26 protein-coding genes are annotated in these 23,189 nt (G+C 64.1%); 19 read left to right on the forward strand and 7 right to left on the reverse strand.

Annotation, left to right across the window (positions count from 1 at the left end; all coding sequences use genetic code 11):
• Window positions 1-97: 97 nt before the first annotated feature.
• Together CAG31_RS11910 and CAG31_RS11915 are read right to left on the reverse strand one after the other, a co-directional pair.
• Window positions 98-613, reverse strand: coding sequence for a murein L,D-transpeptidase family protein (locus tag CAG31_RS11910; RefSeq protein WP_085581215.1), 516 nt, complete (start codon window positions 611-613; stop codon window positions 98-100).
• 102 nt (window positions 614-715) lie between these two features.
• Window positions 716-1,267: an NUDIX hydrolase gene (locus tag CAG31_RS11915; protein WP_085581217.1), complete on the reverse strand. Its 552-nt coding sequence runs from the start codon at window positions 1,265-1,267 to the stop codon at window positions 716-718.
• Between the two features lie 147 nt (window positions 1,268-1,414).
• Between CAG31_RS11915 and CAG31_RS11920 the strand changes: the two genes are divergently transcribed.
• The 5 genes from CAG31_RS11920 to purT all read left to right on the forward strand — a co-directional run bounded on the left by CAG31_RS11920 (window position 1,415) and on the right by purT (window position 4,695).
• Window positions 1,415-2,014, forward strand: coding sequence for a CoA pyrophosphatase (locus CAG31_RS11920; RefSeq protein ID WP_085581219.1), 600 nt, complete (start codon window positions 1,415-1,417; stop codon window positions 2,012-2,014).
• Between the two features lie 46 nt (window positions 2,015-2,060).
• On the forward strand, window positions 2,061-2,585 hold the full coding sequence (locus CAG31_RS11925; protein ID WP_085581751.1) for a gamma carbonic anhydrase family protein: 525 nt from the start codon (window positions 2,061-2,063) through the stop codon (window positions 2,583-2,585).
• Window positions 2,582-2,797, forward strand: a complete 216-nt coding sequence (locus CAG31_RS11930; protein WP_085581221.1) for a DUF1289 domain-containing protein — start codon at window positions 2,582-2,584, stop codon at window positions 2,795-2,797. The genes CAG31_RS11925 and CAG31_RS11930 overlap by 4 nt, the downstream gene beginning before the upstream one ends.
• A gap of 148 nt (window positions 2,798-2,945) precedes the next feature.
• Window positions 2,946-3,413 carry a VUT family protein gene (locus CAG31_RS11935; RefSeq protein ID WP_085581223.1) on the forward strand — a complete coding sequence of 156 codons (468 nt, stop codon included), beginning with the start codon at window positions 2,946-2,948 and terminating at the stop codon, window positions 3,411-3,413.
• A gap of 100 nt (window positions 3,414-3,513) precedes the next feature.
• Window positions 3,514-4,695, forward strand: a complete 1,182-nt coding sequence (gene purT, locus CAG31_RS11940; protein WP_085581225.1) for a formate-dependent phosphoribosylglycinamide formyltransferase — start codon at window positions 3,514-3,516, stop codon at window positions 4,693-4,695.
• A gap of 118 nt (window positions 4,696-4,813) precedes the next feature.
• Here purT and CAG31_RS11945 read toward each other — a convergent pair whose 3' ends face one another.
• The 3 genes from CAG31_RS11945 to CAG31_RS11955 all read right to left on the reverse strand — a co-directional run bounded on the left by CAG31_RS11945 (window position 4,814) and on the right by CAG31_RS11955 (window position 8,453).
• Complete coding sequence (locus CAG31_RS11945) at window positions 4,814-6,130, reverse strand: MFS transporter (RefSeq protein WP_085581227.1); 1,317 nt, start codon at window positions 6,128-6,130, stop codon at window positions 4,814-4,816.
• Window positions 6,131-6,395: 265 nt separating this feature from the next.
• Complete coding sequence (locus CAG31_RS11950) at window positions 6,396-7,628, reverse strand: transporter associated domain-containing protein (RefSeq protein WP_085581229.1); 1,233 nt, start codon at window positions 7,626-7,628, stop codon at window positions 6,396-6,398.
• 12 nt (window positions 7,629-7,640) lie between these two features.
• Window positions 7,641-8,453: an inner membrane protein YpjD gene (locus CAG31_RS11955; protein ID WP_085581231.1), complete on the reverse strand. Its 813-nt coding sequence runs from the start codon at window positions 8,451-8,453 to the stop codon at window positions 7,641-7,643.
• A 211-nt stretch (window positions 8,454-8,664) separates the two neighbouring features.
• Here CAG31_RS11955 and ffh point away from each other — a divergent pair, with 211 nt between their 5' ends.
• The 13 genes from ffh (at window position 8,665) to CAG31_RS12020 (ending at window position 20,185) form a co-directional block, all read left to right on the forward strand.
• Window positions 8,665-10,041, forward strand: coding sequence for a signal recognition particle protein (gene ffh, locus CAG31_RS11960; protein WP_085581233.1), 1,377 nt, complete (start codon window positions 8,665-8,667; stop codon window positions 10,039-10,041).
• Between the two features lie 250 nt (window positions 10,042-10,291).
• A complete protein-coding gene (gene rpsP, locus CAG31_RS11965; RefSeq protein ID WP_085581235.1) occupies window positions 10,292-10,543 on the forward strand; it encodes a 30S ribosomal protein S16 in 252 nt (83 codons plus the stop codon).
• Between the two features lie 5 nt (window positions 10,544-10,548).
• Window positions 10,549-11,085 (forward strand): ribosome maturation factor RimM, encoded by a 537-nt coding sequence (gene rimM / locus CAG31_RS11970; RefSeq protein WP_085581237.1) that lies wholly within the window; start codon window positions 10,549-10,551, stop codon window positions 11,083-11,085.
• 3 nt (window positions 11,086-11,088) lie between these two features.
• Window positions 11,089-11,841, forward strand: a complete 753-nt coding sequence (gene trmD / locus CAG31_RS11975) for a tRNA (guanosine(37)-N1)-methyltransferase TrmD (protein WP_085581239.1) — start codon at window positions 11,089-11,091, stop codon at window positions 11,839-11,841.
• Between the two features lie 45 nt (window positions 11,842-11,886).
• Window positions 11,887-12,237, forward strand: coding sequence for a 50S ribosomal protein L19 (rplS, locus tag CAG31_RS11980; protein ID WP_063322826.1), 351 nt, complete (start codon window positions 11,887-11,889; stop codon window positions 12,235-12,237).
• A 90-nt stretch (window positions 12,238-12,327) separates the two neighbouring features.
• Window positions 12,328-12,741, forward strand: a complete 414-nt coding sequence (locus tag CAG31_RS11985; RefSeq protein WP_085581241.1) for an acyl-CoA thioesterase — start codon at window positions 12,328-12,330, stop codon at window positions 12,739-12,741.
• Between the two features lie 121 nt (window positions 12,742-12,862).
• Entirely contained in the window at window positions 12,863-13,759 is an 897-nt protein-coding gene (xerD, locus tag CAG31_RS11990) for a site-specific tyrosine recombinase XerD (protein WP_085581243.1), read from the forward strand.
• A gap of 280 nt (window positions 13,760-14,039) precedes the next feature.
• Window positions 14,040-14,771 carry a bifunctional protein-disulfide isomerase/oxidoreductase DsbC gene (gene dsbC / locus CAG31_RS11995; RefSeq protein WP_085581245.1) on the forward strand — a complete coding sequence of 244 codons (732 nt, stop codon included), beginning with the start codon at window positions 14,040-14,042 and terminating at the stop codon, window positions 14,769-14,771.
• 132 nt (window positions 14,772-14,903) lie between these two features.
• Entirely contained in the window at window positions 14,904-16,208 is a 1,305-nt protein-coding gene (locus tag CAG31_RS12000; RefSeq protein ID WP_085581247.1) for a homoserine dehydrogenase, read from the forward strand.
• Window positions 16,209-16,313: 105 nt separating this feature from the next.
• Complete coding sequence (thrC, locus tag CAG31_RS12005) at window positions 16,314-17,723, forward strand: threonine synthase (protein ID WP_085581249.1); 1,410 nt, start codon at window positions 16,314-16,316, stop codon at window positions 17,721-17,723.
• Window positions 17,724-17,845: 122 nt separating this feature from the next.
• A complete protein-coding gene (locus tag CAG31_RS12010) occupies window positions 17,846-19,213 on the forward strand; it encodes a transporter substrate-binding domain-containing protein (RefSeq protein WP_085581252.1) in 1,368 nt (455 codons plus the stop codon).
• Between the two features lie 119 nt (window positions 19,214-19,332).
• Window positions 19,333-19,740: a response regulator gene (locus tag CAG31_RS12015; RefSeq protein ID WP_085581254.1), complete on the forward strand. Its 408-nt coding sequence runs from the start codon at window positions 19,333-19,335 to the stop codon at window positions 19,738-19,740.
• A 163-nt stretch (window positions 19,741-19,903) separates the two neighbouring features.
• Window positions 19,904-20,185: a DUF3509 domain-containing protein gene (locus CAG31_RS12020; RefSeq protein ID WP_085581256.1), complete on the forward strand. Its 282-nt coding sequence runs from the start codon at window positions 19,904-19,906 to the stop codon at window positions 20,183-20,185.
• 174 nt (window positions 20,186-20,359) lie between these two features.
• Here the strand turns inward: CAG31_RS12020 and CAG31_RS12025 are convergent, their stop codons facing one another.
• Entirely contained in the window at window positions 20,360-21,253 is an 894-nt protein-coding gene (locus CAG31_RS12025) for a TIGR02285 family protein (protein ID WP_085581258.1), read from the reverse strand.
• A 13-nt stretch (window positions 21,254-21,266) separates the two neighbouring features.
• On the reverse strand, window positions 21,267-22,466 hold the full coding sequence (locus CAG31_RS12030; RefSeq protein WP_085581260.1) for a CaiB/BaiF CoA-transferase family protein: 1,200 nt from the start codon (window positions 22,464-22,466) through the stop codon (window positions 21,267-21,269).
• Window positions 22,467-22,612: 146 nt separating this feature from the next.
• Here CAG31_RS12030 and CAG31_RS12035 point away from each other — a divergent pair, with 146 nt between their 5' ends.
• The gene (locus tag CAG31_RS12035; RefSeq protein ID WP_085581262.1) at window positions 22,613-23,155 is read left to right on the forward strand and encodes a YaeQ family protein; all 543 of its coding nucleotides are present in this window, start codon (window positions 22,613-22,615) and stop codon (window positions 23,153-23,155) included.
• The last annotated feature ends 34 nt before the right edge of the window (window positions 23,156-23,189 follow it).

The raw sequence follows: 23,189 nt of genomic DNA on the forward strand, positions 1-23,189 counted from the left end.
GGGGAGCGGTGGCTACTGTCAGATCTGACAGGGGCGGGTGGGTTTGCGACCGGCGGTCATGCGCCTGCGGCGAGGGAGCAAGCGCCCTCGCCGCAGGTCAGGGGCGGATTTCGATCATCGTGCCGTCCGGCACCAGGTTCCAGACCTCACGCATGTCGACGTTGCGCATGGCGATGCAGCCGTCGGTCCAGTCGAGGGTGTGGAACAGGTTCTCCGGGTTCTCGGCGGAGTCCGGCGTGCCGTGGATCATGATCATCCCGCCGGGCTCGACGCCTTCGCGGCGGGCGCGGGCCGAGTCGCTGATGTTCGGGTAGGAGATGTGCATCGACAGGTTGAATTTGTCGCTGGTCTTGCGCCAGTCGATCCAATAGAAGCCTTCTGGCGTGCGTTTGTCGCCTTCAATCAGCTTCGGGCCTTTTTTCGCGCCTTTGCCCAAGGAGATGCGGTAGCTCTTGAGTGGCTTGCCGTCGGCGATCAGCTGCAGTTGATGGGCCGATTTGAGCACCAGCACCTTTTCGATCAACGGCGTGTTGGACGGTGTCACGGTGGTCACGAATGACGCCTGGGAGACGGTGACGAACGACAGGCAGAACAGGGCAAGCAACCAGCGCATTGAAACGATTCCCCAAAAATGAAGCAGATACTTTATTTATAGATGCCGTGCAGTCGCCGTCGCGGGCTGCGTACACGGGTTATCGGCCGGAGTGCGCGCAAATCAAGTGATGGCCGGCTGAACGAGCGGCGGGATCGACTCTGAGCGTACCGGGTAGGCCTCGGTGCGCCGGTCGGCGAAGAAGCATTCTAAGGTACGGCCCACGGTGCGGAAAGCCAGCTCGTCCCATGGAATGTCCGCTTCGTCGAACAGTTGCACCTCCAGGCTCTCGGGGCCGGCGGCGAAGTCCAGGTCCGCCAGTTCGGCGCGGAAGAACACGTGCACCTGGCTGATGTGCGGCACGTCGATCAAGGTGTAGATGCTCAAGTTGCGCACGCGGGCGCAGGCTTCCTCGGCGGTTTCGCGCATGGCGGCCTGTTCGAGGGTCTCGCCGTTCTCCATGAAGCCGGCCGGCAGCGTCCAGTAGCCCAGGCGCGGCTCGATGGCGCGGCGGCACAGCAGCACTTTCGTGCCCCAGGTCGGCACGCAGCCGGCGACGATGTTGGGGTTCTGGTAGTGAACGGTCTGACAGCTGTCGCAGACGAACCGCAGGCGCGAATCGCCTTCGGGAATGCGTTGGGTCACCGGGTTGCCGCACTGGCTGCAAAATTTCATGCTGGGGTTCCTGAAGGCTGCGCCTATCTTGGCGTGCGGCGGTGGCAGACGGCAAGTTGCCGTTTCGCGACATGGCGCCGTTCCAGGGGTTGGGCGGCTGCGGCGATTGGTGCATGATGCAGCGTAAGGCACAGATCGAGAACACTTATGCTGGATGAGCTGCTGCACCGGGTCAGCAATCACACGCCGCGCACGCTGGAGACCGACAAGCGTTTCCCCGAGGCCGCCGTCCTGGTGCCGATCACGCGCAACGACGAACCGGAACTTGTCCTCACCCTGCGCGCCAGCGGGCTCTCGACCCATGGCGGCGAGGTCGCCTTCCCCGGCGGCCGGCGCGACCCGGAGGATCCGGACCTGGTGTTCACGGCGTTGCGTGAGGCCGAAGAGGAAATCGGCCTGGCGCCGGGGTTGGTCGAAGTGATCGGGCCGCTCAGCCCGTTGATCTCCCTGCACGGCATCAAGGTCACGCCGTACGTCGGGGTGATTCCCGACTTCGTCGAGTATCAGGCCAACGACGCCGAGATCGCCGCCGTGTTCAGCGTGCCGCTGGCGTTCTTTCGCGAAGACCCGCGCGAACACACCCACCGCATCGATTATCAGGGCCGCAGTTGGTACGTGCCGAGCTACCGTTACGGTGGGTTCAAGATCTGGGGGCTGACGGCGATCATGATCGTCGAGTTGATCAATCTGCTGTATGACGCCAAGATCAGCCTGCACCGACCGCCCAAAAGCTTTATCAACACCTGAAGCCATCGTTCGAATGGCCGCCACCGTGAGCCCCGAGGAAAACACGATGAAATACCGCCTGGGCGACGCCCGCGTCGACACCCATCCGCAGAGCTGGGTCGCCCCCAATGCCGTGCTGGTGGGCAAGGTCAAGCTGGAAGAGGGCGCCAACGTCTGGTTCAACGCCGTGCTGCGCGGCGACAACGAACTGATCCTGATCGGCAAGAACAGCAACGTCCAGGACGGCACGGTGATGCACACCGACATGGGCTACCCGCTGACCGTCGGCACCGGCGTGACCATCGGCCACAACGCCATGCTCCATGGCTGCACCGTCGGCGACTACAGCCTGATCGGCATCAACGCGGTGATCCTCAACGGCGCGAAGATCGGCAAGCACTGCATCATCGGCGCCAACTCGCTGATCGGCGAGGGCAAGGAGATCCCGGACGGTTCGTTGGTGATGGGCTCGCCGGGCAAGGTCGTGCGCGAGCTGACCGAACCGCAGAAGAAAATGCTCGAAGCCAGCGCCGCGCACTATGTGCACAACTCGCAGCGTTATGCGCGCGACCTGGCCGAGCAGGAAGAATGACCACCCCAGAACGTCCGGTGGCGTCGCCCTGCGTGAGCATCTGCGCGCTGGACGATGACGACATCTGCACCGGCTGCCAGCGCACGGTGGAGGAAATCACCCGCTGGAGCCGCATGAGCAACGACGAGCGGCGGGTGGTGCTCGGGTTGTGCCATGAGCGGGCGAAGGCCAGCGGGTTGATCTGGATGTTGGGCGGCAAACCGGAACACTGAAGCGCGGCCATCGCCAGCAGGCTGGCTCCCATAGTGGATCCGTGTTGCCCATTGGTGTGGGAGCCAGCCTGCTGGCGATGGCGCCCGCTCCCTTGGCCCGGTGCCCGGCCTGAAGTACCCTGTGCGCCAATCCGACAGGTCGCCCCCCATGCTCTTTCTCATCGCCTACATCAGCAGCGTCGTGCTCATCAACTTCGCGTTCTCCACCGCGCCGCACCTGGACATCATCTGGTCGGCCTGGGGCGGGCTGGTGTTCGTGCTGCGGGACATGGTGCAGACCCGCTACGGCCACGGCGCGATCGTGGCGATGCTGGCGGCGCTGGTGCTGTCCTATGTCACGTCCGATCCGTCCATCGCGCTGGCCAGCGCCACGGCGTTCGCGGTGTCCGAGTGCATCGACTGGCTGGTATTCAGCATCACCAAGCGCCCGCTGCGCGATCGCCTGTGGATCAGTTCGGCCCTGAGCATTCCCCTCGATACGTTCATCTTCTTCGGCATGATCGACGCGCTGACCCCGCCGGTGATCATCACCGCGTTGGCCTCCAAGTTCGCCGGCGTCACGGCGGTCTGGCTGATCATGGCCTGGCGCGAGCGCAAACAGGCTGTCGCCGGCTGAAGCCAAAGCCTTCGGTTCATGTAAAATGCCGCGCTTTCTCCCCATGGGAAGTGCGCCTTTGGCCGCGACCCTCGACGATCCGCTGCTTTGAGGACCTGAGATGACCCGTATCGGAACGCCATTGTCGCCGACCGCGACCCGCGTATTGCTGTGTGGCTGTGGTGAGTTGGGCAAGGAGGTGGTGATCGAGCTGCAACGCCTGGGTGTCGAGGTGATTGCCGTTGACCGCTATGCCGATGCGCCGGCCATGCAGGTCGCCCATCGCAGCCACGTGATCAACATGCTCGACGGCGCCGCCCTGCGTGCGGTGATCGAGGCCGAAAAGCCGCATTTCATCGTGCCGGAAATCGAAGCCATCGCCACCGCCACCCTGGTCGAACTGGAAGCCGAAGGCTTCACCGTGATCCCGACCGCCCGCGCGGCGCAACTGACGATGAACCGCGAAGGCATCCGTCGCCTGGCCGCCGAAGAGCTGGATCTACCGACCTCGCCGTACCATTTCGCCGATACCTTCGAGGACTACAGCAAGGCGGTACAGGATCTGGGCTTCCCGTGCGTCGTCAAACCGGTGATGAGTTCTTCCGGCAAGGGCCAGAGCCTGCTGCGCAGCGCCGATGACGTGCAGAAGGCCTGGGACTACGCCCAAGAGGGCGGCCGTGCCGGCAAGGGCCGTGTGATCATCGAGGGCTTCATCGACTTCGACTACGAAATCACCCTGCTGACCGTGCGCCACGTCGGCGGCACCACATTCTGCGCGCCGGTCGGCCACCGTCAGGAGAAGGGCGACTACCAGGAGTCCTGGCAGCCGCAGGCCATGAGCCCGGTGGCGCTGGCGGAGTCCGAGCGTGTGGCCAAGGCGGTGACCGAGGCCCTGGGCGGCCGCGGCCTGTTCGGCGTCGAGCTGTTCATCAAGGGTGATCAGGTGTGGTTCAGCGAAGTGTCGCCTCGTCCGCACGACACCGGTTTGGTGACGCTGATTTCCCAGGATCTGTCCCAGTTCGCCCTGCACGCCCGGGCGATCCTCGGCCTGCCGGTGCCGCTGATCCGTCAGTTCGGCCCGTCGGCGTCGGCGGTGATCCTGGTGGAAGGCCAGTCGACCCAGACCGCCTTCGCCAACCTCGGCGCCGCCCTGAACGAGCCGGACACCGCGCTGCGCCTGTTCGGCAAGCCGGAAGTCAACGGCCAGCGCCGCATGGGCGTGGCCTTGGCCCGTGACGAGTCGATCGAGGCGGCCCGCGCCAAGGCGACCCGCGCGTCCAAGGCTGTTGTGGTCGAGCTGTAAACCGAGGCTCGCCTATCGCGGGCAAGCCCGCTCCCACAGGTCAAGCGGTGTTCACAGCTTTTGTGTACGACACCGGCACTGTGGGAGCGGGCTTGCCCGCGATGCTTTTGATCTTCTGTCAGGCAACCTGATTCAGGTCGTTGTGGCGCGTTTCCTTCAGGCACAGCACGGCGATCAAGCTCAGCACCGCCGCCCCCGACACATACCCGCCGACGTAACCCAATCCCCCCATCGCCACCAGTTTCTGGGCAAAGAAGGGCGCCGCCGAGGCTCCGACGATGCCGCCCAGGTTGTACGCCGCCGAGGCCCCCGTGTACCGCACATGGGTCGGAAACAGCTCCGGCAGCAACGCGCCCATCGGGGCGAACGTCACGCCCATCAGGAACAGCTCGATGCACAGGAACAGCGCCACGCCCGCCGTCGAGCCCTGGGTCAGCAGCGGCTCCATCAGGAAGCCGGACAGGATCGCCAGCACCCCGCCGCCGACCAGCACCGGTTTGCGCCCGTAGCGGTCGCTCGCCCAGGCCGACAACGGTGTCGCCGCCGCCATGAACAGCACCGCGAAGCACAGCAGCCCGAGGAATGTTTCGCGGCTGTAGCCGAGGGTGGATACCCCGTAGCTCAGGGAAAACACCGTCGAGATGTAGAACAGCGCGTAGCACACCACCATGGCCGCCGCCCCCAGCAGGGTCGGGGCCCAGTATTGGCTGAACAGCTCGACCAGCGGCACCTTGACCCGCTCCTGGCGGGCGATGGCGTTGGCGAACACCGGGGTTTCATGGAGCCTGAGGCGCACGTAGAGGCCGACCATCACCAGCGCCGCGCTGAGCAAGAACGGGATCCGCCAGCCCCAGCTGCGGAACTGTTCGTCGCTCAGGCCCATGGCCAGCGCCAGGAACAGGCCGTTGGCCGCCAGAAACCCGATGGAAGGGCCAAGCTGCGGAAACATGCCGAACCATGCCCGTTTGCCCTTCGGCGCGTTTTCGGTGGCCAGCAGCGCCGCGCCGCCCCATTCGCCGCCCAATCCCAGCCCCTGGCCGAAACGCAGCACGCAGAGCAGGATCGGCGCCCAGGCCCCGATGCTGTCGTAGCCCGGCAGCACGCCGATCAGGGTGGTGCACACGCCCATCAGCAGCAGCGAGGCCACCAGCGTCGACTTGCGCCCGATGCGGTCGCCGAAATGGCCGAACAGCGCCGAGCCCAGGGGGCGAGCGAGGAACGCGATACCGAAGGTGAGGAAGGCCGACAGCATCTGCGCCGTGCCGGAGGTCTGCGGAAAGAACACCGGTCCGATCACCAGCGCGGCGGCGGTGGCGTAGACATAGAAGTCGTAGAACTCGATGGCGGTGCCGATGAAGCTCGCCGTGGCCACGCGGGCGGTTGAGTTGGCCGGCTGGGCGGCGTCGGTTTCGCGGTAAGCGGTATGGGTCGTCATGCGGTGATCCCTGACAGTCATGAGCTCCATTGGAGCGAATTATTATGGTCGAACACCCAGGGATGTGGGATGGGGCGCGAGCGCTGTTTCAGGTAGGAACAGTCGTCGGTGTGGTGCGGACATTGCCGGTGGTCAGGCCGGAACCTGTCGGTTGCCGGGTAGGCGCGCGGTTCGGCGGGGCTGGGTAAGCGCCCCGATTATAGGAAGCCGGCTAACGATCAAACAAGAGGACAAGATCCTGAAGGACGTCTGGCCCCTGTGGTGGTCAGACCGGCGCCGTTGCCGAGCTGGTGTGCCAGATCAGCACCTTGCTCACCCGGTTTTCCTCGGTTTCGAGGATCTCCAGCCGGTAGCGGCCGATCTTCAGGCACACCGCGCTTTCCGGGATGCTTTCCAGGGCTTCGGTCACCAGGCCGTTGAGGGTGCGCGGCCCGTCGCTCGGCAGGTGCCAGCCCAGGCACTTGTTCAGTTCGCGGATCGAGGCGGCGCCGTCGATCACCATCCGTCCGTCGGCCTGGGGGTGGATGTGCGGGTTGTCGAGGCTGTGCTCGCTTTCGAATTCGCCGACGATCTCTTCCAGGATGTCTTCCAGGGTGACGATGCCGAGCACTTCGCCGTACTCGTCCACCACCATGCCCAGGCGCCGCTGCTGCTTGTGGAAGTTCAGCAACTGCAGTTGCAGCGGGGTGCTTTCCGGCACGAAGTACGGCTCGTAGCTGGCGGCCAGCAGGGCGTCGCGGGTCAGTTGGCCGTTGTCCAGCAAGTGGCGGATCTGCCGGGTGTTGAGCACCGCTTCCACCTGGTTGATGTCGCTGTGGAACACCGGCAGGCGGGTGCGTTTGTTGTGGCGCAGTTGCTCGGTGATCTCCTCGATCGAGTCGTCGAGGTTGATGCCGTCGACGTCACTGCGGGGCACCAGGATGTCATTGACGGTGATGTTGTCCAGCGCGTGGATGCCCGCGACCGGGTGGGGCCGGCCGGCGGGGTGGTCTGTGGCCTCGCGGTCCGCCGGGGTGTCGTCCTCGCTCTGCTGCACGACCTGGGCCTTGCGTTCCAGCGGCCGCATCAGCAACCGGCTGGCGGCGGCGAACAGCCAGGCGAGTGGGTAGACGATCTTCAGCGGCACCGGCAGCAGCGCGTTGCCGAACGACAGCACGGCGTCGGGGTAGCGGCGGGCAAGGGTGCGCGGGAAGTGGTCGGCGAAGATCAGCAGCGCCGCGACGGCGCCGAGGCTCGCCGCCCAGGGGCCGTTCTCTGCGCAGAGAAAGATCGCCAGCAGCGTCGCCAGCACCACGGCCAGGGTTCGGCACAGGGTGTTGCAGAAGATCAGGCTGTCGAGCGGAAATGCGAGTCTGGCCAGCGGCTTGTCGCTGGCGCGGGACGCGGTGCGCTGCGCCAGCAGGTGCTGCTGTGCGGTTTCGACGGCGGTGAACAGGCCCGACCACAGAATCAGCAGGATGAACGCCGCGATCATAGGCCCTATGGGCAAACCGTCCATTTATGTCGCCCGTCAGATGTGCAGGATGTATTCGCGGACCAGTTTGCTGCCGAAGTACGCAAGCATCAGCAGGCAGAAACCGGCCAGGGTCCAGCGGATCGCCTTGTGGCCGCGCCAGCCCAGGCGGTTGCGGCCCCACAGCAGCACGCTGAACACGATCCAGGCCAGGCAAGCCAGCAGAGTCTTGTGCACCAGGTGCTGGGCGAACAGGTTCTCGACGAACAGCCAGCCGGAGATCAGCGACAGCGACAGCAGCGTCCAACCGGCCCACAGGAAGCCGAACAGCAGGCTTTCCATGGTCTGCAGCGGCGGGAAGTTGCGGATCAGCCCGGACGGGTGCTTGTGCTTGAGCTGATGGTCCTGCACCAGCAGCAGCAAGGCCTGGAACACCGCGATGGTGAACATGCCATAGGCGAGGATCGACAGCAGGATGTGGGCCAGGATGCCCGGCTCTTCGTCGATCACCTGCACCGTGCCGGTCGGGGCGAACTGGGCCAGCAGCACCGTGACGGCGCCGAGGGGGAACAGCAGCACCAGCAGGTTCTCCACCGGGATCCGCGAGCAGGCCAGCAGGGTCAGGGCGATGACGGCGGCGGCGATCAGGCTCGAGGCGCTGAAGAAGTCCAGGGCCAGGCCGACCGGGGTCAGCAGGTGGGCGAGCAGGCTGGCGCCGTGGGCCAGCACGGCCAGCACGCCGAGCGTGACCAGCCGGCGCTTGTCGGCCTTGGCGCCGGTGGCCAGGCGGGTGCCCTGATAAAGGGTCGCAGCGGCGTACAGAAGGGCGGCGGCGAGGGTAGTCAGCAAACTGGGTGACAAGGGGAGCATAAGTCCTGTTAGGCAAGCCCGAAAGGCGCTGAGTGTGGCATAGATCGGCCACGGCACGAAAGACCGCATGACCCGACGGCGAGGTGTCCGCCGGCCGCAGTCTTCGCTATAATCCGCCGCCTGCCCACGCCGCAGGCTCGCCGGCCACCTGTTTGATTCCGGTTCGGGCCGCCATTATCCCGGTCTACACAGGGCCTGAAAGGATCGCGCAATGTTTGAAAACCTAACCGACCGTCTCTCGCAGACGCTGCGCCATGTCACCGGCAAGGCGAAGCTGACCGAGGACAACATCAAAGACACCCTGCGCGAAGTGCGCATGGCGTTGCTCGAAGCCGACGTCGCCCTGCCGGTGGTCAAGGACTTCGTCAATTCGGTCAAGGAGCGCGCCGTCGGCACCGAGGTGTCGCGCAGCCTGACGCCGGGCCAGGCGTTCGTGAAGATCGTCCAGGCCGAGCTCGAAAGCCTGATGGGCGCGGCCAACGAAGACCTGAACCTGAGCGCAGTGCCGCCGGCCGTGGTGCTGATGGCCGGCCTGCAGGGCGCCGGCAAGACCACGACCGCCGGCAAGCTGGCGCGCTTCCTCAAGGAGCGCAAGAAGAAGTCGGTGATGGTCGTGTCGGCGGACGTCTACCGCCCGGCCGCGATCAAGCAGCTGGAAACCCTGGCCAACGACATCGGCGTGACGTTCTTCCCGTCCGACCTGAGCCAGAAGCCGGTCGACATCGCCCAGGCGGCTATTAAGGAAGCGAAGCTCAAGTACATCGACGTGGTCATCGTCGACACCGCCGGCCGCCTGCACATCGACGAAGAGATGATGGTCGAGATCAAGGCGCTGCACGCCTCGGTCAAGCCGGTGGAGACCCTGTTCGTGGTCGACGCCATGACCGGCCAGGACGCCGCCAACACGGCCAAGGCCTTCGGCGATGCGCTGCCGCTGACCGGCGTGATCCTGACCAAGGTTGACGGTGACGCCCGTGGCGGCGCCGCGCTGTCGGTGCGCTCGATCACCGGCAAGCCGATCAAGTTCATCGGCATGGGCGAGAAGAGCGAAGCGCTCGAGCCGTTCCATCCTGAGCGGATCGCCTCGCGGATCCTCGGCATGGGCGACGTGCTCAGCCTGATCGAGCAGGCCGAGCAGACCCTCGACAAGGAAAAGGCCGACAAGCTGGCCAAGAAGCTGAAGAAGGGCAAGGGCTTCGACCTCGAAGACTTCCGCGACCAGCTGCAACAGATGAAGAACATGGGCGGCCTCGGCGGGCTCATGGACAAGCTGCCGAACATCGGCGGCGTGAACCTGTCGCAGATGGGCAACGCCCAGAACGCGGCGGAGAAGCAGTTCAAGCAGATGGAGGCCATCATCAACTCCATGACCCCGGCCGAGCGTCGCGACCCCGAGCTGATCAGCGGCTCGCGCAAGCGCCGGATCGCCTTGGGTTCCGGCACCCAGGTGCAGGACATCGGCCGCTTGATCAAGCAGCACAAGCAGATGCAGAAGATGATGAAGAAGTTCTCCGCCAAGGGCGGGATGGCGAAAATGATGCGCGGCCTGGGCGGCATGATGCCCGGCGGCGGCATGCCCAAGCTCTGAAGAATCCGCGCCGGTCGTCGTACCGGCGCTGAACCCGCAAGGACGCGGGATCCACGGCAAACCCGCATACGGCGGGAGCCGACCGGCCGTTTTCAACGACGGCTCTACCGCAAATCTGCACGGCATGCCACAGGCGCCGGAAAAAGTCATTTGCAAAAGTCCGGATATTCCTTAGAATATGCGGCCTTTCGGGCACCCATGCCCGCTGTGCATTTAGATTTGCAGCACCGACTACAGGAACGATGTTCACATGCTAACAATCCGTCTTGCCCTTGGCGGCTCCAAAAAGCGCCCGTTTTACCACCTGACCGTAACCGACAGCCGCAACCCGCGCGACGGTTCCCACAAAGAGCAGGTTGGTTTCTTCAACCCTGTTGCCCGTGGTCAGGAAGTTCGTCTGTCCGTAAACGAAGAACGCCTGAACTACTGGCTGAGCGTTGGCGCACAGCCATCTGAGCGCGTTGCTCAGTTGCTGAAGGAAAAAGCCAAGGCTGCAGCCTGAGCAATATGAACGCGACGCCAGAAAAAGCGGACGACCTGATCGTCGTCGGCAAGATTTTTTCGGTTCACGGCGTTCGCGGCGAGGTGAAGGTCTTTTCCTTTACCGATCCGATTGAAAACCTGTTGGGTTACCGCAACTGGACGCTTCGGCGCGAAGGCGTGGTCAAACAGGTCGAGCTGGTCAGTGGCCGTTCCACTCAAAAGGATCTGGTCGCCAAGCTCAAAGGCCTCGACGATCGTGATGAAGCCCGTCTTCTGAGCGGTTACGAGATTTGCATCCCGCGAAGCCTTTTGCCCGACCTGACTGCCGACGAGTACTACTGGTACCAGTTGGTGGGTCTGAAGGTCATCAACCAGGACGAACAGCTGTTCGGCAAGGTTGATCACCTGTTGGAGACCGGCGCGAACGATGTAATGGTGGTCAAGCCCTGCGCAGGCAGCCTGGATGATCGCGAGCGGTTGTTGCCCTATACGGAGCAATGCGTGCTGGCCATCGACCTTGAGGCAGGCGTGATGAGGGTGGAATGGGACGCGGATTTCTAAGCGATGGCGAGCCTGCGCGTAGAAGTCATCACGTTGTTCCCCGAGATGTTCTCGGCCATCAGTGAGTACGGCATCACCAGTCGTGCGGTCAAGCAGGAGCTGTTGCAGCTGACCTGCTGGAATCCGCGGGATTACACGACGGATCGGCATCACACTGTGGACGATCGCCCGTTTGGCGGTGGTCCGGGCATGGTGATGAAGATCAAGCCCCTGGAAGACGCCCTGGTTCAGGCCAAGGCAGCGGCAGGGGAAGCGGCGAAGGTGATCTACCTGTCTCCGCAAGGCCGTCAGCTGACTCAGCCGGCGGTTCGCGAGCTGGCGAAAGAGGATGCATTGATCCTGATTGCCGGCCGTTACGAAGGCATCGACGAGCGTTTCATTGAAGCTCATGTCGATGAAGAGTGGTCGATCGGTGACTATGTACTGTCTGGCGGCGAGCTGCCGGCCATGGTGCTGATCGACGCGGTTACACGACTGCTGCCCGGAGCTTTAGGGCATGCGGATTCCGCCGAGGAGGATTCCTTTGCGGATGGTCTGCTGGATTGCCCGCACTACACCCGACCGGAGGTGTATGCGGATCAGCGTGTTCCCGACGTGTTGCTGAGTGGCAATCACGCGCACATCCGGCGTTGGCGTTTGCAGCAGTCCCTTGGTCGGACCTATGAACGACGCGCCGATCTTCTGGAAAGCCGCTCGCTTTCTGGAGAAGAGAAGAAGCTGCTCGAGGAATACATCCGCGAGCGGGACGATAGTTAACAACGTATCGATGGTAGATCCGACGATTTACCTTAGGAGCACAGCATGACCAACAAAATCATCCTTGCACTCGAAGCAGAGCAGATGACCAAAGAGATCCCTACCTTTGCACCGGGCGACACCGTTGTCGTTCAGGTTAAAGTGAAGGAAGGCGACCGTTCCCGTCTGCAGGCGTTCGAAGGCGTTGTCATCGCCAAGCGTAACCGCGGCGTGAACAGTGCGTTCACCGTTCGCAAAATCTCCAACGGTGTTGGCGTAGAGCGTACTTTCCAGACCTACTCCCCGCAGATCGACAGCATGGCTGTCAAGCGTCGCGGTGACGTACGTAAAGCCAAGCTGTACTACCTGCGCGACCTGTCGGGTAAAGCAGCCCGCATCAAGGAAAAACTGGCTTAATCCAGTCTCCGATGCAGAAAAAAGCAGCCTACGGGCTGCTTTTTTGTTGCCTGTCGTTTATCCACAACCCCGCAATCCCAGGCCGTACCCATGACTTCCCGCCAGCAAGAAATCGAACGCCGCACAGAGCTTTCCGTGACCCGCGTGACCAAGGCGGTCTTCCCGCCGACCACCAACCACCACAACACCCTGTTCGGCGGCACCGCCTTGGCCTGGATGGACGAGGTGTCGTTCATCGCCGCCACCCGGTTCTGCCGCCTGCCGCTGGTGACCGTGTCCACCGACCGCATCGACTTCAATCATGCCATCCCGGCCGGCTCCATCGTCGAGCTGGTGGGTCGTGTGGTCAAGGTCGGCAACACCAGCCTCAAGGTCGAGGTGGAGGTGTTTGTCGAAAGCATGAGCTGCGACAGCCGGGAGAAGGCGATCCATGGCCAATTCAGTTTTGTCGCCATCGATGACGACAAGCGGCCGGTGCCGGTGCTGCCGGGGTTTGCCGACTGAGCCGACTGGCTCGGCGGTTGCCCGTTTCGCTGCCCGTTCATGGGCTTGACGGTTCCTTGAAGGGGCGGGCTATGAAAGACTAGCGGCCATTTTTGACGACCACTCTTTATTTGCGCGCACCATGCCAGCCATCGACCATCCGCTGATTGACCAGTTCCTCGACGCCCTGTGGCTGGAAAAAGGCCTGTCCGACAACACCCGCGATGCGTACCGCAGCGATTTGGCGCTGTTCAACGGTTGGTTGCAGGAGCAGCGCCTGGAGCTGATCGACGCCGGTCGCGAGCTGATCCTCGATCACCTGGCCTGGCGCCTGGAGCAGAACTACAAGCCTCGCTCCACCGCGCGCTTTCTCTCCGGCGTGCGGGGGTTCTACCGTTATCTGCTGCGGGAGAAACTGATCGCGGTGGATCCGACCCTGCGGGTCGACATGCCGCAATTGGGCAGGCCGTTGCCCAAGTCGCTGTCGGAGGCCGACGTCGAGGCGCTGCTGGCCGCTCCGGACTTGAGCGAACCCATCGGCCAGCGCGACCGCGCCATGCTGGAGGTGCTCTACGCCTGCGGTTTGCGGGTGACCGAGCTGGTCAGCCTGACGCTGGAACAGGTCAACCTGCGCCAGGGTGTGCTGCGGGTGATGGGCAAGGGCAGCAAGGAGCGTCTGGTGCCGATGGGCGAGGAGGCCATCGTCTGGGTCGAGCGCTACTTGCGCGACGGCCGCAACGACTTGCTCGGCGGGCGCCCCAGCGACGTGCTGTTCCCCAGTCAGCGCGGCGAACAGATGACGCGCCAGACCTTCTGGCACCGGATCAAGCACCAGGCCCAGGTCGCCGGGATCGGCAAGTCGCTGTCGCCGCACACTCTGCGCCACGCCTTCGCCACCCATCTGCTCAACCACGGCGCGGACCTGCGGGTGGTGCAGATGCTGCTCGGCCACAGCGACCTGTCCACGACCCAGATCTACACCCACGTCGCCCGCGCGCGGCTGCAAGACCTGCACGCCAAGCACCACCCGCGGGGTTGACCGGGGCCTTCTGCGGTCGTCATCGCCAGCAGGCTGGCTCCCACAGCGCGCGCGCCGCAGACACTGTGGGAGCGGGCTTGCCCGCGAAGGCGTCGGTGCAGTCGACACCGTCGCTGTCCAAGCCACAGGTTTCGGGTCGGGCCGACGTCTTGCGACAGGCGCATTCGGCCACGGAGGCCTTATGTGTTAGGCTTTGGCGGTTTGTACGATGAACGGTTATGACCCGGTGCCGCGGCACGGGCGTTCTGGCCGTTCCATCTGTCCGCCTTCAGGAGTTCCCATGCGTCTGACCCAGATTTTCGCGGCCGCCGCCCTCGCGTTGGCCAGCACCTTTGCCGTCGCCGACGATGCGGCGGAGAAAGCCATTCGCCAAAGCCTGGAAAACCTCCAGCTCGACGTGCCGGTCGACACCATCAGCGCCAGCCCGCTGCCCGGCCTGTACGAGGTCAAGCTCAAGGGCAGCCGCGTGCTGTACGCCAGCGCCGACGGCCAGTACATCGTCCAGGGCTACATGTTCCAGCTCAAGGACGGCAAGCCGGTCAACCTGACCGAGAAGACCGAGCGCCTGGGCATCTCCAAGCTGATCAACGCGATCCCTGTGGCCGAAACCGTGGTCTACCCGGCCGTGGGCGAGACCAAGTCGCACATCACCGTGTTCACCGACACCACCTGCCCGTACTGCCACAAGCTGCACGCCGAAGTGCCGGAGCTGAACAAGCGCGGCATCGAAGTGCGCTACGTGGCGTTCCCGCGCCAGGGCCTGGGCTCGCCGGGCGATGAGCAGCTGCAGGCGGTGTGGTGCTCCAAGGACAAGAAGTCGGCCATGGACAAGATGGTCGACGGCAAGGAGATCAAGGCCGCCAAGTGCGATAACCCGGTCTCCAAGCAGTTCGCCCTCGGTCAGTCGATCGGCGTGAACGGCACACCGGCCATCGTATTGGCCGACGGACAGGTCATTCCGGGCTACCAGCCTGCGCCGCAAGTCGCCAAACTGGCGCTGGGCGCGAAATAAGTCCGCATCGTCACGGTTCGCCGTGACGAGCGTGGCCCGGCGGCGACATGGCCGGGCCGTCAACAGAGAGCCGCGATTGCGCGGTTGTTTTCACGGCCGGCCTCGCGTCGGCCGTTTCATGGGGAGTTCACAGTGAAACCGGTCAAAGTAGGCATCTGTGGGTTAGGGACCGTCGGTGGCGGAACCTTCAACGTACTTCAGCGCAACGCCGAGGAAATCGCTCGTCGTGCCGGGCGTGGGATCGAAGTGGCACAAATTGCCATGCGCACGCCAAAGCCTCAGTTCCAGACGACCGGTATTGCGATTACCAACGATGTCTTCGAAGTGGCCACGAACCCTGAGATCGACATCGTCATAGAGCTGATGGGCGGCTACACCGTTGCCCGCGAGCTGGTACTCAAGGCCATCGAGAATGGCAAGCATGTGGTCACCGCGAACAAGGCTCTGATTGCCGTTCACGGTAATGAAATTTTCGCCAAGGCACGCGAGAAAGGCGTGATCGTGGCATTTGAAGCGGCGGTAGCCGGTGGCATTCCGGTGATCAAGGCGATCCGTGAAGGCCTGTCCGCCAACCGTATCAACTGGGTCGCCGGGATCATCAACGGCACCGGCAACTTCATCCTCACCGAAATGCGCGAGAAGGGCCGCACCTTTGAAGACGTGTTGGCCGAGGCCCAGGCGCTGGGCTACGCCGAAGCCGATCCGACCTTCGACGTCGAAGGCATCGACGCAGCGCACAAGCTGACGATCCTGGCGTCCATCGCGTTCGGCGTTCCGCTGCAGTTCGACAAGGCGTACACCGAGGGCATCACCAAGCTGACCACCGCCGATGTGAACTACGCCGAAGCGCTGGGCTACCGCATCAAGCACCTGGGCGTGGCGCGCAGCACCGCGGCCGGCATCGAATTGCGCGTCCACCCGACGCTGATTCCGGCCGACCGCCTGATCGCCAACGTCAACGGCGTGATGAACGCGGTGATGGTCAACGGCGACGCCGCCGGCTCGACCCTGTTCTACGGCGCCGGCGCCGGCATGGAGCCGACCGCTTCGTCGGTGATCGCCGATTTGGTGGACGTGGTTCGCGCCATGACCTCCGACCCGGAAAACCGCGTGCCGCACCTGGCCTTCCAGCCGGACTCGCTGTCGGCCCATCCGATCCTGCCGATCGAAGCCTGCGAAAGTGCGTACTACCTGCGCATCCAGGCCAAGGACCATCCGGGCGTGCTGGCCCAGGTGGCGAGCATCCTGTCGGAGCGCGGCATCAACATCGAGTCGATCATGCAGAAAGAGGCCGAGGAACACGATGGCCTGGTGCCGATGATCCTGCTGACCCACCGCGTGCTGGAGCAGCGCATCAACGATGCGATCGCCGCCCTCGAAGCCCTGGCGGGCGTGGTCGGTCCGGTCGTGCGGATCCGTGTCGAATCCCTGAATTAACAGCAGCGGCAAGCGGCAAGTCGCAAGCGGCAAGTCAAAGGCAGTTCGGCTTTTCCTTGTTGCTTGCAGCTTGAAACTCGCGGCTCAAACCGAAGGTTTGAAAACATGCGTTATATAAGTACCCGCGGCCAGGCACCGGCCCTGAATTTCGAAGACGTCCTGCTGGCCGGCCTCGCCACCGACGGCGGCCTGTACGTCCCGGAAAACCTGCCACGCTTCACCCAGGAGGAAATCGCTTCCTGGGCCGGCCTGCCGTACCACGAGCTGGCTTTCCGCGTCATGCGGCCGTTCGTCACCGGCAGCATCGCCGACGCCGATTTCAAGAAGATCCTCGAAGAGACCTACGGTGCGTTCGCCCACAGCGCCGTCGCGCCGCTGCGTCAGCTGAACGGCAACGAGTGGGTGATGGAGCTGTTCCACGGCCCGACCCTGGCCTTCAAGGACTTCGCCCTGCAACTGCTCGGCCGCCTGCTCGATCACGTGCTGCAAAAGCGCGGCGAGCGCGTGGTGATCGTCGGCGCCACCTCCGGCGACACTGGTTCGGCCGCCATCGAAGGCTGCAAGCGCTGCGAGAACGTCGACATCTTCATCCTGCACCCGCACAACCGCGTGTCCGAAGTGCAGCGCCGGCAGATGACCACGATCCTGGGCGACAACATCCACAACATCGCCATCGAAGGCAACTTCGACGACTGCCAGGAGATGGTCAAGGCCAGCTTCGCCGACCAGGGCTTCCTCAAGGGCACGCGCCTGGTGGCGGTGAACTCGATCAACTGGGCGCGGATCATGGCCCAGATCGTCTACTACTTCCACGCGGCCCTGCAGTTGGGCGGACCGGCGCGTTCGGTGTCGTTCTCGGTGCCGACCGGCAACTTCGGCGACATCTTCGCCGGTTACCTGGCGCGCAACATGGGCCTGCCGATCAACCAGCTGATCGTCGCCACCAACCGCAACGACATCCTGCACCGCTTCATGAGCGGCAACCAGTACGTCAAGGAAACCCTGCACGCCACGCTGTCGCCGTCGATGGACATCATGGTGTCGTCGAACTTCGAACGCCTGCTGTTCGACCTGCACGGTCGCAACGGCGCCGCGATCGCCGGCCTGATGGATGCGTTCAAGCAGGGCGGTGGTTTCAGCGTTGAACAGGAACGCTGGACCGAGGCGCGCAAACTGTTCGATTCGCTGGCGGTGGACGATGCGCAGACCTGCGAGACCATCGCGCAAGTGTTCGAGCAGACCGGCGAAGTGCTGGATCCGCACACCGCCATCGGCGTCAAGGCCGCGCGGGAATGCCGCCGCAGCCTGGACATTCCGATGGTGATCCTGGGCACGGCGCACCCGGTGAAGTTCCCGGATGCGGTGGAAAAAGCCGGTGTAGGAAAAGCTCTCGAACTGCCTGCACATCTTTCTGATTTGTTTGAAAGAGAAGAGCGCTGCACCGTCCTGCCGAACGAGCTGAAATCCGTGCAGGCCTTTGTCAGCCAGCATGGCAACCGCGGCAAGCCGCTGTAGGCCCGAAAAGCTGTCACATTTTGAAGCCCGTCCGATGACGGGCTTTTTCATTCCTGCGTGCCACACTGCCCGGGTTTTCGCCCCAGCAAAGGACGGGTGAGTCGATCACGAAGGAAGTGGCAATGCTGTTCTACAGAAAAATGATGTCGGCGCTCGGCAGCCTGTGCCTGATGGCGCTGCTGGCCGGGTGCCAGGAAGGGAAGGCGGCGCAGCTGGCCATGCACGAGGGGGATGCTCCGCCGCCCGCCGCCCTTGAACTGGATCCCGCCGAGCGCCAGTGGATCCGCGATCATCCCGAAGTGGCGGTCGCGTCGGTGCAGTACCCGCTGTACCTGTTCCAGGACGAGCACGGTCACTGGAGCGGCTTGAACAACGATGTGCTCCAGCGCATCGGCGCGATGACCGGACTGGTGTTCGTCCATCGCGAATCGTTTTCCACCGAGCAGATGCTGGAGCGGCTGAAAAGCGGCGCGGCGGACATCAGCACGACACTGGCGATGAACGACGAGCGCAAGGCGTTCCTGGATTTCAGCCACGCCTTCGGCGGGGCGGGCTGGGTATTTGTCGGAAAGGCCGGCGCGCCGCTGCTCACATCGCTGGAGCAGTTGGCCGGCCGGGTGCTGGTGTTGCCCGCCCGGCATGCCCTGGAGGAGGCGATCCGCCGGGAGTATCCGGCCATCCGGGTACGCTCGGTCAAGACCTACGCTGAAGCCAGGGCGCTGGTGGAGAGCGGAGAGGCGCATGCCACCATCGAGAACGAGATCGGCGCCCAACTGTACCCGTCGGGGCTGCTCAAGGTGGGCGGCGTCGTCGAGGGACGCTGGGAGGCGGATCACTTGGCGTTGCGCAAAGGCCAGCCCGAGCTGCGCGGTATTCTCAACAAGGCCCTGGAGGCCTTTCCCGCCCAAGAGCTGCGGGCCATCCGCCTGAGGTGGCTGGGCGGAATCGCGCCGCCGCCCAAGTCCGGCTTCTGCTATCCGCTCAGTTGGTGGGGATGCTGGCTCATGTTCTTCGTAGGCGTTTTCGGCGTGCTGTCGATGGTCTGGAACCGCCGGCTGAGCGCTGTGATCCGGCAGCGCCGGGACGTCGAGCGGCATCTGGGCGACCAATTGGCCTTTCAGCGGGCCTTGATCGATGCCATGCCCGATCCGGTGTTCGTGCGGGATCCGGAAGGGCGCCTGGTCATGTGCAACAAGAGCTACGAGGAGAGCCTGTCGACCCGATTCGACCGGGTGCAGGGGCGCCGGCTGATCGACGTGGACACCTTGCCGGAATCCACCGCCCGGATGCTGCATGACGAATTCATGGCGCAGATGGGGTCGCGCAAGACCCGCTTCAGCAAGCGCCGGCTGCTGTTCAAGGGCGGTCTGAGGGACATCTATCAATGGACTGTGCCGTTCTACGGCGTCGATGGCCAGTTGCGAGGCCTTGTGGGCGGCTGGACAGACATCAACCAGCGCAAGGCGGAGGGCGGGTCGGGATGCCCGTGAAAAACTAGGAAACGTCCTATAAAACGCGACCACTTTTCTGATGGGCGTCTGAAGGGAGGCTGCCCTAGAGTGGACGGCACATGCGGTGAGAGTCCGCGATTGTTGCCCGGAGGTCGTCCATGCGCGCACTCAAGATCCTGATACTCGAACACAATCCTTTCCGGTTGATGGCCCTGCACCAGATGCTCAACGCCGTCGGCATCTACGATGTGCTGACGGCACCGTCGCTCGCCTCGGCGCTCCGTTCGCTCAAGTGTCGGGGCCCGGTCGACATCGCCATCTGCGATCCGCAGCTCAAGGGCGGCGACGGCCTGGCGCTGATCCGCCACCTCGCGGTCGAGAAGCGGGCGCGGGGGCTGATACAGCTGGGCAATGTCGCGCCGAGCCTGTCGGCGGACCTCGACGCGCTGTTCAAGGCCCACGAACTCGTCTTGTTGGGGCGGTTGCAGTCGCCGGTGTCGGCGGTGCTGATGCGGGGGCTGCTGGACCGTTACCTCCAAACGGCAAGGCAATCGGCGAGCGCCTGAGCGGGCGGTTATGTTCCTGTCATCTTCGCCGCGCATGCTCTGATGCATTGACGATGCGCAGGTCCGGAGGTTCTGCCGGCAGAACTTTCTTCCCGGATCGCGGGTCATTCACGGTGTACACGCCCAAGGCACTTCGCTGCCGGACGAACGAGTGGAGATCCATATGGAAAGTATCAGTCTTTTGCTGGGCGAGGCGCTGAGCCCCTATCAGGTGACGGTAACGCCGAGCGGTCAGAACGGCGATTGCCAGGTGACGCTGCAGAACCCCGAGGGCACCGTCGTGCTGAAGCGCGGATTCAACCGGGCTCAGTTGGGCGACAGGCGCCAGCTCACGGACGTCGTCGACGGCCTGCACCGCGACCTGCTGATCGCCGAAGGGCGGCTGGAGCCCTGCGTCATCGCAGCCTTGCGCAATGCTGGCGAGGTTCGTCCTCCGGCGATCTGAGCGCCTAGGCAATTTTGTGGGAACCTTCCTGCGTTCCTGTCAGTCAGACCCCATGTCAGCAGGATCAAGCATTGTGCTCCGGTGCTTGTCGCCTGCTGTCACGAGGCTTTGTTGAAGGCCACGTTTGACCCCGAGATGGCTCCCCACTTCTCGGGGTTTCTTTTTGCCCGCCGTTCAGGGTGCCGACTGCTGCCGGAAGAACAGCCGTGCCTGCTCCAGGTAGTCTTCGCGCCTGTCAGGATCCAGCCAGTCGGCGTACAACCGGTTCAGGTGCTCATGGGGGAGGGTTCGCAGCAACTGGTCGATCTCGGCGATCGCCTGCCGGCCCTGGGTGGTGTCGGTGCAACCGACGTGGCTCGACAGGTACTTGTCCGCGCCGAGGATCGGAAAGAACAGCAGTTCGTCTTCGTCGATGTCGGCCTGGCGGGCCTGGTAGCGGATTTCCGGCCAGTAGCCCAGTACCACCTGCAACCGGCCCAGGCGCTGCATGGACAGCAGGCTGCTCACGGCATCGTTGCCGTAATGCGGGGTCAGGGCATTGGCCGGAGCCTGCCGCAGCAGGGTGTCGAGGTAATCGCCATAGCTGCGCTCGGCCACCACGCCGACCTTCCTCTCGCCGCTGGCCAGCAGTGCCGTCAGGTCGACTGCGCCGTCGGCCAGGAACGGCGTCAGCACCTCGCGGTCCCGGCGCCGAACCACCAGACCGTTGCTGACCGCCCGGACGGCCGGTATGGAGAAGGCGATCCACTGTGCCCGCTCCTTGTTCCAGAGCATCGAGGGGTCGCACGCGAAGGGGTGCTCATGCAGCATCTGCAGGCCGCGGGCGCGGTTGACCCGCATCAGCGTGTGTTCGTACTGCGGCATGCCGGCGATCAGCATCGGCATCAATTGATCGATCACGCCCTGGCCCTTCTTCGGGCCTTCGAAGATGGTCAGCGGCGGCAGGTCGCGCAACAGCCAGATCAACGTGGGTTTGGCCTGGGCCCACGCCGGGAGCGCCAGCAGGAAAAGCAGGCCGAACAACCGCCACGTCCACCAGTGGCGGGCGCGGTTGTGCGTTCGGTTCATCCGGGGCTTCAGCTTAAATGGCTCCGTCTTCGCGCAGCCGGGCGATCCGTTCGTCGTCGTAGCCAAGACCCTTGAGCACCTGTGCGTTGTGTTCACCCAACTGCGGCCCGACCCATTCGGCGGTGCCGGGCGTTTCAGACAGTTTCGGCACGATGCCCGGCATCTTGAAAGGCTTGCCGTCCGGCAGGCGGGCCTGCAGGAACATTTCCCGGGCCAGGTACTGCGGATCGCTGAACATGTCTTCGGCGCTGAAGATGCGGCTGGCGGGAACCTCGGCCTCGTTCAGCTTCTCCAGCACCAGGGCCAGCGGCAGTGAATTGACCCAGCGGTCGATCACGCCGTACAGCTCGTCGCGGCGGCTGTCGCGGCCGTCGTTGCTGGCCAGCGTCGGGTCGTCGGCCAGGTCGTCGCGGCCGATGATCTGCATGAAGCGCTTGAAGATCGCATCGCCGTTGGCGCCGATCTGCACATGCTTGCCGTCGGCGCTGGTGTGGATCGAGGAGGGGGTGATGCCGGGCATGATGTTGCCGGTGCGCTCGCGGATGAAGCCGAACACGTCGAATTCCGGCACCATGCTTTCCATCATGGCGAAGATCGCCTCGTACAGCGCCACATCGACCACCTGGCCGAGGCCGCCGTTGACCTCGCGGTGACGCAGGGCCATCAGGGCGCCGATCACGCCCCACAAGGCCGCGATCGAGTCGCCGATGGAGATGCCGGTGCGCACCGGCGGCCGGTCCTCGAAACCTGTGATGTAGCGCAGGCCGCCCATGGACTCGCCCACCGCGCCGAACCCCGGCTGATCCTTCATGGGGCCGGTCTGGCCGAAGCCGGACAGACGCACCATCACCAGTTTGGGGTTGAGCGCGTGCAGGGTGTCCCAGCCCAGGCCGAGTTTTTCCAGCACACCGGGACGGAAGTTCTCGATCAGGATGTCCGCCTCGCCCAGCAGCTGCTTGAGGATCGCCAGGCCGTCCGGGTGCTTGAGGTTCAGGGTCAGGGACTGCTTGTTGCGCGCCTGGACGAACCACCACAGCGACGTGCCTTCATACAGCTTGCGCCACTTGCGCAGCGGATCGCCGCCGTCCGGCGATTCGACCTTGATCACGTCGGCGCCGAACTCGCCGCAGATGCGCGAGGCAAAGGGGCCGGCAATCAATGTACCCAACTCGATGACTTTCAGACCGCTGAGCGGTTTGCTGGAGAACGGCATGCTGAATCCTGTAGGACAAGGCGTGGCGGATACAGCGTTTTAACATAGCCGGCCGTCAGACGCGCAAGGTTGATCGCCATCAATTCGTGGATTGCCTGCGGCATCGGTTAGACTGGCCGACTTTCCACGTCTCAAGAAGCCCGTCCATGGCCCAGCCGTCCACCACCTACAAATTCGAACTGAACCTCACCGACCTCGACCGCAACGTCTACGAGAGCGTGAAGCAGACCATCGCCCGTCACCCTTCGGAAACCGAGGAACGCATGGCCGTTCGGCTGTTGGCCTACGCCCTCTGGTACAACGAGAACCTGTCGTTCGGCCGTGGTCTGTCGGACGTGGATGAAGCTGCGCTGTGGGAAAAGAGCCTGGACGACCGCATCCTGCACTGGATCGAAGTCGGCCAGCCAGACGCCGAGCGCCTGACCTGGTGCTCGCGCCGCACCGAACGCACCAGCCTGCTGGCCTACGGCAGCCTGCGCGTGTGGGAAGGCAAGGTGGTGCCGGCGGTCAAGACGCTGAAGAACGTCAACATCGCCGCCGTGCCGCAGGAGGCGCTGGAAGCCCTGGCCACCGACATGCCGCGTGCGATCAAGTGGGACGTGATGATCAGCGAGGGCACGGTGTTCGTGACCGACGACCGCGGTCAGCACGAAGTCCAGCTGACCTGGCTGCTCGGCGACCGCGGCTGAGGCCTTACCGCTTCGCAATTTCCCACACATTCAA

Origin of the sequence: Pseudomonas sp. R25(2017) (assembly GCF_002112565.1) — a bacterium.
In the GTDB taxonomy this organism is placed as follows: domain Bacteria; phylum Pseudomonadota; class Gammaproteobacteria; order Pseudomonadales; family Pseudomonadaceae; genus Aquipseudomonas; species Aquipseudomonas ekonensis.